The sequence below is a fragment of the Halobacillus dabanensis genome, from assembly GCF_900114165.1.
Classification (GTDB): Bacteria; Bacillota; Bacilli; order Bacillales; family Halobacillaceae; genus Halobacillus; species Halobacillus dabanensis.
Genome location: NZ_FOSB01000001.1, coordinates 500,699 through 512,529, shown reverse-complemented (window position 1 = coordinate 512,529; position 11,831 = coordinate 500,699). Strand labels below are relative to the sequence as shown.

General features: G+C 41.0%; 14 protein-coding genes. 6 read left to right on the top strand and 8 right to left on the bottom strand.

Going from position 1 to position 11,831, the window contains the following annotated elements; all coding sequences use genetic code 11:
• Positions 1–61: 61 nt before the first annotated feature.
• Together BMZ58_RS02670 and BMZ58_RS02665 are read right to left on the bottom strand one after the other, a co-directional pair.
• Entirely contained in the window at positions 62–316 is a 255-nt protein-coding gene (locus BMZ58_RS02670; protein WP_075034984.1) for a hypothetical protein, read from the bottom strand.
• Positions 317–327: 11 nt separating this feature from the next.
• Complete coding sequence (locus tag BMZ58_RS02665; protein WP_075034983.1) at positions 328–582, bottom strand: hypothetical protein; 255 nt, start codon at positions 580–582, stop codon at positions 328–330.
• 270 nt (positions 583–852) lie between these two features.
• Between BMZ58_RS02665 and BMZ58_RS02660 the strand changes: the two genes are divergently transcribed.
• A complete protein-coding gene (locus tag BMZ58_RS02660; RefSeq protein ID WP_075034982.1) occupies positions 853–1,248 on the top strand; it encodes a sporulation protein in 396 nt (131 codons plus the stop codon).
• A gap of 193 nt (positions 1,249–1,441) precedes the next feature.
• On the opposite strand, the gene BMZ58_RS02655 is transcribed toward BMZ58_RS02660, so the two are convergent.
• From BMZ58_RS02655 to BMZ58_RS02640, 3 genes are all read right to left on the bottom strand, one after another.
• Positions 1,442–1,942 (bottom strand): GNAT family N-acetyltransferase, encoded by a 501-nt coding sequence (locus tag BMZ58_RS02655; protein WP_075034981.1) that lies wholly within the window; start codon positions 1,940–1,942, stop codon positions 1,442–1,444.
• Complete coding sequence (locus BMZ58_RS02650; RefSeq protein ID WP_075034980.1) at positions 1,942–2,400, bottom strand: hypothetical protein; 459 nt, start codon at positions 2,398–2,400, stop codon at positions 1,942–1,944. The genes BMZ58_RS02655 and BMZ58_RS02650 overlap by 1 nt, the downstream gene beginning before the upstream one ends.
• Positions 2,401–3,028: 628 nt before the next feature.
• Complete coding sequence (locus BMZ58_RS02640) at positions 3,029–4,168, bottom strand: FtsW/RodA/SpoVE family cell cycle protein (RefSeq protein WP_075034978.1); 1,140 nt, start codon at positions 4,166–4,168, stop codon at positions 3,029–3,031.
• Between the two features lie 127 nt (positions 4,169–4,295).
• On the opposite strand from BMZ58_RS02640, the gene crcB reads away from it, so the two are divergent.
• Positions 4,296–4,673: a fluoride efflux transporter CrcB gene (gene crcB, locus BMZ58_RS02635; RefSeq protein WP_075034977.1), complete on the top strand. Its 378-nt coding sequence runs from the start codon at positions 4,296–4,298 to the stop codon at positions 4,671–4,673.
• Positions 4,673–5,047: a fluoride efflux transporter FluC gene (locus BMZ58_RS02630; protein WP_075034976.1), complete on the top strand. Its 375-nt coding sequence runs from the start codon at positions 4,673–4,675 to the stop codon at positions 5,045–5,047. Before crcB ends, BMZ58_RS02630 begins: the two co-directional genes overlap by 1 nt.
• A 142-nt stretch (positions 5,048–5,189) precedes the next feature.
• Here the strand turns inward: BMZ58_RS02630 and BMZ58_RS02625 are convergent, their stop codons facing one another.
• The gene (locus BMZ58_RS02625; RefSeq protein ID WP_075034975.1) at positions 5,190–5,894 is read right to left on the bottom strand and encodes a DUF459 domain-containing protein; all 705 of its coding nucleotides are present in this window, start codon (positions 5,892–5,894) and stop codon (positions 5,190–5,192) included.
• A gap of 182 nt (positions 5,895–6,076) precedes the next feature.
• Positions 6,077–6,367, bottom strand: a complete 291-nt coding sequence (locus tag BMZ58_RS02620) for a hypothetical protein (protein WP_244151473.1) — start codon at positions 6,365–6,367, stop codon at positions 6,077–6,079.
• A 382-nt stretch (positions 6,368–6,749) separates the two neighbouring features.
• On the opposite strand from BMZ58_RS02620, the gene BMZ58_RS02615 reads away from it, so the two are divergent.
• Both BMZ58_RS02615 and BMZ58_RS02610 read left to right on the top strand, forming a co-directional pair.
• Positions 6,750–8,165 (top strand): alkaline phosphatase, encoded by a 1,416-nt coding sequence (locus tag BMZ58_RS02615; protein WP_075034974.1) that lies wholly within the window; start codon positions 6,750–6,752, stop codon positions 8,163–8,165.
• Positions 8,166–8,223: 58 nt separating this feature from the next.
• Positions 8,224–8,883 (top strand): hypothetical protein, encoded by a 660-nt coding sequence (locus BMZ58_RS02610; RefSeq protein ID WP_075034973.1) that lies wholly within the window; start codon positions 8,224–8,226, stop codon positions 8,881–8,883.
• A 182-nt stretch (positions 8,884–9,065) separates the two neighbouring features.
• Here BMZ58_RS02610 and BMZ58_RS20960 read toward each other — a convergent pair whose 3' ends face one another.
• On the bottom strand, positions 9,066–9,230 hold the full coding sequence (locus BMZ58_RS20960; RefSeq protein ID WP_167360011.1) for a hypothetical protein: 165 nt from the start codon (positions 9,228–9,230) through the stop codon (positions 9,066–9,068).
• 240 nt (positions 9,231–9,470) lie between these two features.
• Between BMZ58_RS20960 and BMZ58_RS02605 the strand changes: the two genes are divergently transcribed.
• Positions 9,471–11,669, top strand: a complete 2,199-nt coding sequence (locus BMZ58_RS02605) for a YhgE/Pip domain-containing protein (protein WP_208601392.1) — start codon at positions 9,471–9,473, stop codon at positions 11,667–11,669.
• Positions 11,670–11,831 lie beyond the last annotated feature (162 nt).

The window sequence follows — 11,831 nt, the reverse complement described above, 5'->3', positions numbered from 1 at the left end:
TTAACTTGGCCAAAATGTTTCACTTCCTGCCAAAGACAATTAAGGAGTAGCGGAAGAAAATCTAATTTGAGAACTTTTTTAATAGATGATCCATATTTTCCCAAAACAATAAAATTAAGCCTAACAGTATTAATATCCAACTTAAAACTAACGGAAACATCGCTCTCATTTCCTGTATAGCTGCCCAATACTTCCCTGGTGGATCACTCCACCCTGTCATTTGCGGCATATACACGGCTACTCCTACAACAGTCAACCCATATAACAATATCCCGCCTAGAAAGAAGATGATACCCATCCAATCCTTTTTTCCCACTTCATCACTCCCTATTCATGGATAGCGCTCACTGCTCTATGGTAATCTTCTTTTTTAACATAGAACCTATATTCGTCTCCATGATCGTATGTAGTAACCTCTGAAAATCTTGAAGGCTTTTTCCTGATAGTCGCTACCCGATAGTTCACCGCCCTGTTTGTCAATCTTGAAGCAACCTTAAAATATTCTTTTTGCATGAAAGTCGTATACACAAGCTTCTTCTTCCTGGATATCAGCTGTCTGATCAAACGGACAAAGCCATTCATTGCAAGCACTCCTTCTCCTTAACTTTATCATAGATTTTTCCAATATCCCCCCTCTATGTATCTACTTAAACTGGGTGGTTGAACATTCAAAAAAGATTGACGGGCTGGAGGGCATCGCATATGATACAAATATAAATAGTAAGACTCCCGAGTCAAATAGGTTAAGAGACCTTTTGCCACCGTTATGATGCAGGTTTTGATCCAGACAACCAAACCTTCCCCATCGATCTGTGGAGTTTTCAAAAAGAGAAATGAAGGAGGTTGAAACACATGTTAGAAAAGCTATTCCGTTGGTTCGGACCAGGTTTCCCAAAAGTCGATCTGGTTTTATCCAAAGGCGAATACGAACCTGGAGAAAAAGTGACAGGAGCTTTCCATTTACAAGGCGGGATCCGTCAACAAACCATCCAGAGACTTGAATGTGATCTTATGAAAAAGACCCCTGGGGAGAAAGCCCGTTTCGTCCAACCCGTTATGACGGTACTCATGAACAGGGAGTTGGATGCGAAAGAGCAAACAGAATATCCTTTTCACTTTTTGCTCCCGGAAGAAATGGAAGATACAGATAAAGAAGCGACCTATCATTTACAAACAAAGCTCGTATTAAAAAATGATATAAAAACGACAGATACAGACCAAATACAAATCCGGCTGGATGCGATGTGATCAGAGGACGTAGAACTTTGTAATCGCTGAATAAACGAAGATTTCCCAGAGGCATCTACTCTCTCTTTCTTATGTTTGAAACCAGAGATAATTCTCTGGGTGACGTCTTCTGCCCGCTAAAAGGTTAGAAAGTGGAGAGCCGGAAAAGATACAAGACCTCCTTTTGTTTACATAATATTATTACCGCTCACTATTATGGATTGCTAATATATTCCCATCCGTAAATGCATTCTCTCAACTGTTCTCCCTCTATTTCTATCATGATTGTATCTATTTCCCTTCCCCCCATCGCTTCGTAAAAAGAGCATGCTTTATTGTCTTCCAGCACTTTGACCATCATTGAATGAATATGATGGTTCTTTGAAACTGCTACGACTTCTTCGAATAATTTCCTTCCGAGTCCCTTTCCCTGGTAACCTTGCAGTAGATAAATTGCGTTAAGCTCTCCACTATACTGGGGATGAGTTCTACTTAAACCCCAGGATGCAAACCCGACCACATGGCCTGTATCTGTTTCTGCCACCAGAACCTCGAACTCTTTTAAATTCTTTTTCCATAAACGCTCCCTTTTTTCATAACGGAGACCATTAAGGTAAGCATCTGGAACAATTCCTTGATACGTTTCCAACCATGAATCTACATGAACCCTTGCAATACCAGCAACATCTTCTTGCACTGCTTTTCTTATCTTCATTATTCCCCTCCATAACGTTCACTGAAAGTTCTCAACCAGCCTTTATCAATCGGTTCCCCGACGATTTCATAATAATCACCGACCAAAATATGAACTTTGGCAGGAGTACCATGTACAATGATTGGATTCTTTCCCTCTTGCTGAATTTCAAAGCGGAACGTGTTCTCTTCATCACTCCATAGTTCGTTATATGTATCTTCATCGATTTTTCTCACTTCATAATCTCTTAAAAATTGATAAAGCTCGGCTGCCACCCTCGGATCCTCCCTGTACCATTGATACAACTGGTCTTCAGGGAGGGGCTTTTGTCCTGATGAAAAAAGCATTCCTGTGAAGCGTTCTTCTTGATAATCGATCAATCTAGTTACTGGTTGTACTCTGTGATTCTCATATATTCGGCCGATAGAGATGATGACAATTAAAAGGCAGCCGAGGACTAACCATCTTGTTTTGTCCATAATCCTTTACTCCTTGTCTTTCCTTTTTCCATCATAGTCATATCCGGATTTTCCCCAATAGATGAGAAACATGGCTGGTGCTACAATCATCAATATGGCTATCAATAAATTCATCCTCTCCCTCCTTTTCTTTCCATACGATTTTAAAAAACCTTTCGTTTCATCCATTTCACTCAGTTTCCATTCCCCTCTGCACCTTGCCAAAATCGATTCTCGAAACCGCTCCAAGAAAAAATGAGAATTAATGGGAGCATGCTGATGATCACCTAAGATGCCGCCTGTTGGAAACCTTGCTATAGAGTGGTATTTCCCCATAGGGCAGGGATGGTGAAAGACGCTCCTTCCTGTTAAGAGTATTCGTTTCTTTGAATGGGGTGGTGGGGAAGCTGCGAGACTCCCGTGGGAGAAGGAGGTAGGCGAGATCCCGCAGGGCAGTAGCCCGAGAAAGCTCGCCAGGTCCCCCACAGGAAAGCGAGTTGCTTCCCAACCACCCCTGACTCTTTATGCAGCAACGAATCCGGTTATCTCGAAACCAAGTCTTCTATAATAATGCCATATTGTTGTAAGCTGATTAATAGAAATTCTCGTTTAACAAAAAACGCCACCTTTGGAAGGTGACGTTTTATTGCTAGGCTGCCGCTTGTTCTTCTTGCTCTTTTTTCAACTTAGAAATGATATGGATGTTAATAAGTATACCAGCAGAAAACATCATCATGAGTAACGACGTCCCACCATAACTCACAAATGGTAATGGAACACCTGTCAAAGGAAGCAATCCAGTCAAGCCGCCGAGGTTAATGATCGATTGAATACCAATTAACCCTGCCACACCAATCGCAAGTAATCGCCCGAATGTATCATGGGTTTCCATACTGACGTAAAAGCCGCGTATGACAATAAGTCCTAACAAAAGAAGGACGACTCCAACACCGATGAAACCAAGCTCTTCTGCTATCACAGCCATAATGAAGTCCGTATGCGCTTCAGGCAGGTATCCTAATTTTTGAATACCTGCACCAAGACCCGTACCAAACAAGCCGCCATTGTTGATAGCAAGATAAGAATTGATCAGCTGATATCCCTCATTGTCTGCATATTCAAAGGGTTGATAGGCACCATCAAAGCGGGACAATTGTTCTTCACTAAGCCCGACATTATACATAAGGACTGCCGCCGTAAGCGCAATACCAAGCATGGAATAAAGATGGACCTTCCGTAATCCACTGGACATGATTATCAGCCCGGAAACAGCGAGTGTAATGAGAGCAGTTCCGAGGTCCGGCTGTCTCAAAATCAGCACGACCACTAACATCATTAAAATGATCGGAGGTAACAAAGCTTTTGTGAAATCTTCAATATAGGAACTCTTTTTTGTAAAAATCGTTGCCAAATAAATAATTAAAGACATCTTTGCCATTTCTGCCGGCTGGAATTTTCCTAAACCGGGAATCGGTAACCAGGACTGTGCATTGTTCGATGTATGACCGAAGAAGAATACTAAAATCAATAGACCAATCGTTACAAAGAGGATCGGCTTAAATAATTTTCCATATAGTTTGTAAGGGATCATCATTCCCATAAACAAAGCAATTAAACCTAACCCCCAGGAAATAGCCTGTCTTTTGAAAAAGAAATCAGAGGTTACTTCATAGACCATGACGCCGCTGACCATACTAGCACTGTATACCATGACGGTTCCAAAAGCAGATAAGGCCAAAACAGCGAATAGGATTGAGAAATCGACCTTCTTTAAAATTCTGACTAACATGCGTAACCCTCTTTCATTGTTGCTATTATGTAAATTATAAGGCTTCTTGCCGCGTAAAAAAAGCATTCCTTTCAAATTACTTCGAAAGTCTTTATAATAACGATTAGATTCGTAGGAGGTTTGTGGAATGATTTATATTTATGTCGGAATTGGTGGGTTCTTCGGCGCATCTCTCAGATATTTAGTTGGGATATTCCTCTCAGAACCAGATCGTTGGTTCCCGTACTCCACCCTTTTCGTCAATCTGACCGGAAGTTTCATCCTCTCCTGGTTCACCATTGAAATCATTGAAAAATACTCGCTTTCTTCCAAATGGAAAGCCGCACTCGGCACGGGGCTTGTCGGATCTTATACGACATTCTCCACTCTCAGTATGGACGCCGTTCATCTTTATGAAAGAGGAGACCTCCTACTCAGTCTTTCGTATATCATCCTCATTATCTTCGGTGGCTTTTTCTTATCCTGGCTTGGCCACTTCGTCGGAGAAAGGAGGATTTCCTCCTAATGCTGCTGAAAATTCTGCTTGTCGGTATCGGAGGCTTTGTCGGTGCGATCTTCCGCTATCAGATCAGTCAGTGGATCCACCGTTTCTCTGAATCTGATCTTCCTGTAGCCACCCTTTTCGTAAATGGACTCGGTTCCTTTCTGCTCGGACTTGTCACTGGCTTGGATTTATCTGAGGTTTGGGTATTGTTGTGCGGCACAGGGGGCCTAGGAGCATTCACGACTTTTTCCACTTTTAAGCTTGAAGCTATTCAACTCCACTTCCAACAAAAGTGGAAAACCTTCGCTGTCTATATCATTACCAGCTATGGTGCAGGAATAGGTCTAGCCTATGCTGGTTTCCAAATCGCACAATGGGTATCCTCTTTGAGCTAAAATTTCCTTTTTCCTTGTATCATGAAAAGGTGGGACTTCCGATCAAAAGGAAGTCCCACTTTTTCTTTAAGCATTTTCATTTCCTACTGCAACGGCATTCAAGGTGAAGCAACATCTGGAGCGCACGCCGTTTCTTGAAAAATTATTGGAAGTCATAAGCTTTTATAATCCGCTTCGTCAGTCTTTCATATCCTTCTTCATTGAGATGAATCTCATCACTGAAGTAGTGTGTTGACTTCTCTTGAAACAAATCGTTCGTTTTTATAAAAGTAATATGTTCATAGGATTGCAGCAGTTCCTTACTTGTATCATTCCAGTCCGTAATCACTTTGTTGATCTCAGGCTGGTCTGGATAAGGATTGTACAGCCCAAGGAACAATACCGGTGCATCCGGATTTTCCTTTCGAATAGTGTCCAATATTTCCTTTATATTGGCCTGATAATCTTTTTTACCACGGGCGATCTGTTCCTTATTTAATGGTGCTAAATCGCCTCCATTACTTTTGATGAGATCATTTGTCCCGATAAAAAGAAGGATATAATCCGCGTTTTCGATCGACTTCAATACAACAGCCTCATTCATTTGACCAAGCAGACCATCACTTTGCTGACCAGGAATCGCATAATTATCAACGGTGGTATCTCCATCATGATGTCGCTCAAGCCATTGCTTCAGGTTTTCCACATATCCATTCCCTGTTCCATCTCCTACTCCAAAGGTCAATGAATCGCCGAGAGCGACAACTTTCTCCTCTTTATCAGACAGGGCTGACTGAAAACCCAGCACCCCGATGATGATGGTTCCTACTAGTAATCCGCTAATCCACCATTTTTTGTGTCGTTTCATAAGTTGCACCTCCGAATATGAAGCAACTATTCCCCCGGTACATCCTTCTGAAACTATTAAAAGAAAATCATTACCTAAATTTTACCCTTAGCAAACCTCTTAGTTTGAGCACAACCGGACCAAAAAAAATAACCGCTCCCCGTTTGTGAAGGGGAACAGCTATTTCCATCATCCTAATTTCTTTAAGAAGAAAACTGTTTGGCATGTTTTTTAGCAAAATCGATGATCGCATTGTACGTTTTCTGCTCAAAATCTTTCTTGGAAGGTATGTGGAGGTTGGCATTATCTTCATCGATGATTTTGATTATTTCCCCGCCCCGCACATAAAGTGTGACATATAAAAAAGGATCTCTCATCCCAAGTTCCTTTAACACTTCTTTCGGAAAATCCGCCGTGATCAATAACCTGTCTTCTACCTGCTTTAAACTGAGCTGGCTATGGAAATTCAAGTTCACGATTTCACTAATATACAAAAGAACGCACTCCCTGTTTTTGATTTACATACCTATTCCTACGTCCTTTCAAACCAAAAATGCCCTTTATTGTGTAATTCTCAAAAAACTTTCACAAACTGTCTGATGCCTTCCTATTATATTTTCTTCTCTCTCTTTTTAACATGAATCCCATGTAAAAGATACCTTATGAGATTTTGATCGCCATTGGTGCTGTTGATTACTGATTCATTCTAAATTACCTGGTAAGTCAGAAGCGGGACCAACATTTATTGTATGTTTTTTATTACTTACGTAGAGTTTGGTGAAAATTACATATTCTTAACATTCTATTAATCTATTATTTAAGATTCTCTTTTATTATCTTAAAAGTGAGATTACATAAAAATTTAGGAGGTTCATCATGTTCAGCAAAAAGTTCGTAAAAAAAATCATGCCAATCGCTCTTTCGACATCTGTCGTACTAGGAGGATCACTTGCTTCATTTACAGGCGAAGCAGCGGCTAAGCCAAAGGATGAAAATGGAAAAGTTAAGAATGTCATTTTTCTAATAGGAGATGGAATGGGATCGTCTTATACTTCCGCCTATCGTTATCTAAAGGATGATCCATCGACCCCTTATACGGAAAATACAGCGTTTGATAAGGATTTAATTGGTATGCAGGAAACGTATTCTTGGGATGAAGAAGAAAGCATTACAGATTCTGCAGCTGCTGCAACATCCATGGCTGCTGGTATCAAAACATACAATAACGCTATAGCCGTAGACATGGAACAAAAGGAAGTGAAAACAGCGCTTGAATTAGCAAAAGAGAATGGAAAGTCTACAGGGATTGTCGCTACCTCACAGGTAAACCACGCGACGCCTGCATCTTTCGGCGCCCACGATAAGTCACGCCATAATTATAATGACATTGCTGATGATTATTTTGATGAAAGAGTAAATGGAGAGCACAAAATCGACGTCATTCTCGGTGGCGGTACGTCTTATTTTGAGCGTGAGGACCGCAATCTAACGAAGGAATTCCAAGAGGACGGCTACAGTCATGTGAATACAAAACAAGAATTGCTGGAAAATGATGACGATCAGGTTCTAGGTTTATTCGCACCCAAAGGAATGGATAAAATGATCGATCGTCCAGAGGATATGCCATCCTTAAAAGATATGACCTCTTCTGCGCTTGACCGGTTAAGCGAAGACAAAGATGGTTTCTTCTTGATGGTGGAAGGAAGTCAGATTGACTGGGCAGGTCACGATAATGATATCGTTTCTGCGATGAGTGATATGGAGGACTTTGAAGAAGCATACAAGGAAGCCATTGAATTTGCTAAAAAAGACAAACATACCCTTGTTATTACAACAGCTGACCACTCTACCGGCGGCATGGCGATGGGACGCGACGGTGAATACCAGTGGAATCCAGAGCCGATTAAAGCAGCAAAACGGACACCTGATTTCATGGCTGCTGAAATCTCCGATGGAGCAAATGTAGAAAGAACATTATCCAAATATATTGATTTAGATTTGACTAATGAAGAGATCGAATCAGTTAAAGATGCAGCAGAGGATGGTTCAACAACGGAGATTGATAATGCGATCGAGCACATTTTTGACATTCGTTCCGGTACAGGCTGGACGACAGGCGGTCACACAGGTGAAGATGTAATCGTGTATGGCTATGGACCGAAGTCTGATTTATTTGCTGGGCTGCACGACAACCATGAAGTTGGGCAAAAGGTTATGGAAGTATTAGATAGCCATAAGTCAAATCATAAAGATTATGAGGATGGAAAACGTGAAGAAGATAATAAAGAGTGAAAAAATTAAATCATCACTTCCTCTGTCCTCATTTTCAGTATCCTGAGGAGGGACACATATGGAAAAGTTCACGCTTATTCTAATTAGCTTCATCTTGCTGGCAGGCTGTTCAATATCTGGACAAAGTCAACAGAGTAAGGCGGAAGTAAAGAATAATCCGGAAGCTGTTTTTGAGATACCAGCGAAAGAAAAATACCCAAACAACCCTCAGGCAGCCGATGATCGGGAACTATTAAAGGTTGGAGACAGGACCGAAGATGAAAATGGCCAGCTGACTTTAGAAGCGATAAAAGAAGTAGAGAAGTTTAAGCAAGCAGGTCCTGTCAAGGTGATGGTAAAGGATGTGAAAGTGATGAATTACACTCCTTCTCCAGACTTGATCGATTATTTCCATGCTTATACGCACAATGAGATGAATTTCAATTATATCAAATTTACCGTAGCAATTAAGAATACGGGAAAGCAGACGGTGAATTTTGCACCAGTAGATCTTTTGGAAACAAACACTGGGGAGAAGAAAGATTTTAATGATGATTTTTACCTGGAACATCTTACAGGATCCATTAAACCAGGGGAAGAGAAGGTTGGAAACATGGGTTTTGTGTTGAATGAAACTGACATTTCAGATCTTCAATCCATTAAGATTAAAACGAGCAATGTCCTTAGTGATAAAAAGGATTCCATCCACGGACCTACCACTTTCAAAATTGAATTATAGTCGGAAATTTTGGACTGTTCCTTTGTGGGACAGTCTTTTTCTTTACAAATATTTCTTAAAAACAGGTGCCTGACCCCCGGCTCGTTACTACTTAAGCAGAACGGGGGCATGCTCCTTTTTCAAAATGAGGAACAATCATGTTTCATTTACTTGCATAGGAAGCGCACGAACCTTCCTCGCGCTCATGAGTTCATATTGTTGTAACGAGATGCTTCGTCGAAGGCTTTCGTACGTCTTTCATTATATTCGATTTGTTCTTCGAATTTCTTCACACGGGGATTTCGGTCGAGCCACACGGCAATCGTGAGTACAGCGCCTATGATGCCAAAGACAATCCATGGAAACATTTGAAATGACTCCTTTCCTTCTTATCGGTCGGTACCTTTATATACGATTGAAAAAGAAATCGGTTTCGAACAACCTGGAAATTTTTACATTCGGTGCCTGCCCCCTGCCTGTCACCACTATAGTAGAACGGGGGTCAGGCACTTTTGCACATTCAAATATGTTCCCACTCTTATTATCAAATTTCATGAAAAAGTATTATAATGAATAATTGTTCATTATTTAAGTACAGGAGAATGCTTATGAAACATATTTGGAGAATATTCAGCAAAGATTGGAAAAACATTACGAAGAACTGGGTAGCGCTTATTCTTATCGGAGGATTAATTATTCTCCCATCGCTGTATGCCTGGTTTAATATCAAGGCATCCTGGGACCCCTACAGCCAGACGGATCAGCTACCTGTTGCCGTCGTCAATGAAGATACAGGGGCAACGGTAAGAAGTACAGAAATAGATGTAGGAAATGACATCGTTGAGAAGCTGGAGGAAAACGCCAGCTTTGATTGGCATATGTCTGAACGGGAAGATGCGATGGACAAACTCCGCTATGGCGATTATTACGCGGTGATTGTAATTCCAGAAAATTTCTCTAACCGACTTGGAACGGTGATATCGGATCAACCGAAAAAGTCGGAAATCGAATACTATGTGAATGAAAAAATCAATGCAATTGCGCCTAAGATCACTGAAAAAGGGGCAAGTGTCCTTGTCGATCAAATTGCCAGTAGTTTTATATCTGAAGTGAATGGAACGGTTGCCGAAATTTTTAATAACCTTGGAATGGAACTGGAAAATGATCTTCCTGACATAAAGAGGTTTGAAGACTATGTATTTAAATTAGAAGAAAACTTGCCTGAAATTCATGGCTTGATATCTGATGCGTACTCAGACTCGAAAAGTGCTGCTTCTATCATTAATGATGTTCAAAGCCTGATCCCGGAGGCAGAACGGACGACAGATCAAGGTTTAGAAACGATCGATCAAACGACAGCTTTTATTAATGATGCAGAAAAGCGTTTGAATGAGCTTTCGCCAAAGGTTAAAGAAGATTTGAAAACAGCACAGCAAACGGCTGAAGATGTGAATGCTTTTCTGCAGGATATTCAGTCTATCAATTTGAATTTAAGTACCGTCAGTGAAATTAAGGACGGGATTAACGAGCGAACGAGCCGATCCATACAAGAACTGGAGAATGTAGAACAAATACTTGAGCAAGTAAAAGAACAGCAGCAAGACAATGAAACCGACCCAGACCAGAACAATGAGGAAAATTCGACTGTCTCTCAGGAAGCCATTGATCAGGCGCTTGCTGATATCCAGACGATTAAAGAATCCTTACAAACGGTGCAAAATGACAGCAATCAAATCGATTCGCTGTTAACCGAAAAACAGGAGGAGATCGATCAAACACTCTCCAGTTTAGAAGAAAAGTCCGGGCAGACCGCTGGCAGGATTGATGCATTTTTAAAAGAGTATAACGAGGACATTGAGCCAGCAGTTTTAGAGGAAGTAAATAAAGCGGAACAAACGTTGAATAATGCTCGCAGCATTCTTTCCGAGGTTCAATCCACCATTCCAGAAGTGGAAAGCATTTTAAACAACACAGAAGGAAACATCACAGAGGGACAAGATATCCTTGAATATATGCTTAATGAATACCCTTATATCAATGATAAGGTCAACCAGATGGCGGATCGAATCAGAGATATTCAAGGAGATGCCGATATCAATGATATTATTGAGCTCTTGAAAAATGATCCTGGTGCTGAGCAGAGCTTCTTTGAAGAGCCTGTTAAACTAAATAAAAATTCATTATTCCCCATTGATAACTATGGGACAGGGCTGACGCCATTTTACACGGTTCTCTCCCTGTGGGTTGGCGCCCTATTACTAGTATCATTACTTTCCACAGACCCTGTTCAAATGAGAGGTTACCGAACTTATGAGCAATATTTCGGTAAGCTGGCGACGTTTGTTAGTATAGGTGTTCTACAAGCGCTTGTCGTAACACTGGGAAATCTTTTCGTGCTCCATATCGGAATTGCAGAATCTGTTCCCTTTGTTTTATTTGGGATAGGCATCAGCTTTGTATTCATGACGATCGTCTACACCCTCGTTTCCGTATTTGGAGATGTAGGAAAAGCCGGTGCCATCGTTATGTTAGTTTTGCAAATCGCCGGATCTGGCGGGACATATCCTGTCGCGTTATTGCCTGAATTTTTCCAAATGATCCACCCATTCCTGCCTTTCTCATACGCGGTTGATTTAATGAGAGAAGCGGTAGGTGGAATTGTAGGTACTCGAGTAGAAAGAGATCTCCTGTTTTTAGCAATTTTTGCTGCAGTGTTCCTGGGTATAGGAGCTTTCTTAAAAGGGCCTTTGCAAAAGGGAACCAACCAATTGATGAAGAAATCAAGGGAATCCGGATTATTCCATTAGTCTCAAAACCCCTCAGATTTAAGAAATCTGAGGGGTTTCTTATAACTACATACGATATACTTACGAAAGATCCCTCCTATTCTTGGATACTAAAAACCACTACATGATAGAACATAAATCATGGCAGGGGTTCCCGGCTTCTGTCGTCGATATTGAAAAGGT

Excerpts from the sequence above, each read along its gene's own strand:
- BMZ58_RS02665 (WP_075034983.1), bottom strand. The coding sequence starts at position 582 with ATGAATGGCTTTGTCCGTTTGATCAGACAGCTGATATCCAGGAAGAAG.
- BMZ58_RS02660 (WP_075034982.1), top strand. The coding sequence starts at position 853 with ATGTTAGAAAAGCTATTCCGTTGGTTCGGACCAGGTTTCCCAAAAGTC.
- BMZ58_RS02655 (WP_075034981.1), bottom strand. The coding sequence starts at position 1,942 with ATGAAGATAAGAAAAGCAGTGCAAGAAGATGTTGCTGGTATTGCAAGG.
- BMZ58_RS02650 (WP_075034980.1), bottom strand. The coding sequence starts at position 2,400 with ATGGACAAAACAAGATGGTTAGTCCTCGGCTGCCTTTTAATTGTCATC.
- BMZ58_RS02640 (WP_075034978.1), bottom strand. The coding sequence starts at position 4,168 with ATGTTAGTCAGAATTTTAAAGAAGGTCGATTTCTCAATCCTATTCGCT.
- crcB (WP_075034977.1), top strand. The coding sequence starts at position 4,296 with ATGATTTATATTTATGTCGGAATTGGTGGGTTCTTCGGCGCATCTCTC.
- BMZ58_RS02630 (WP_075034976.1), top strand. The coding sequence starts at position 4,673 with ATGCTGCTGAAAATTCTGCTTGTCGGTATCGGAGGCTTTGTCGGTGCG.
- BMZ58_RS02625 (WP_075034975.1), bottom strand. The coding sequence starts at position 5,894 with ATGAAACGACACAAAAAATGGTGGATTAGCGGATTACTAGTAGGAACC.
- BMZ58_RS02615 (WP_075034974.1), top strand. The coding sequence starts at position 6,750 with ATGTTCAGCAAAAAGTTCGTAAAAAAAATCATGCCAATCGCTCTTTCG.
- BMZ58_RS02610 (WP_075034973.1), top strand. The coding sequence starts at position 8,224 with ATGGAAAAGTTCACGCTTATTCTAATTAGCTTCATCTTGCTGGCAGGC.
- BMZ58_RS20960 (WP_167360011.1), bottom strand. The coding sequence starts at position 9,230 with ATGTTTCCATGGATTGTCTTTGGCATCATAGGCGCTGTACTCACGATT.
- BMZ58_RS02605 (WP_208601392.1), top strand. The coding sequence starts at position 9,471 with ATGAAACATATTTGGAGAATATTCAGCAAAGATTGGAAAAACATTACG.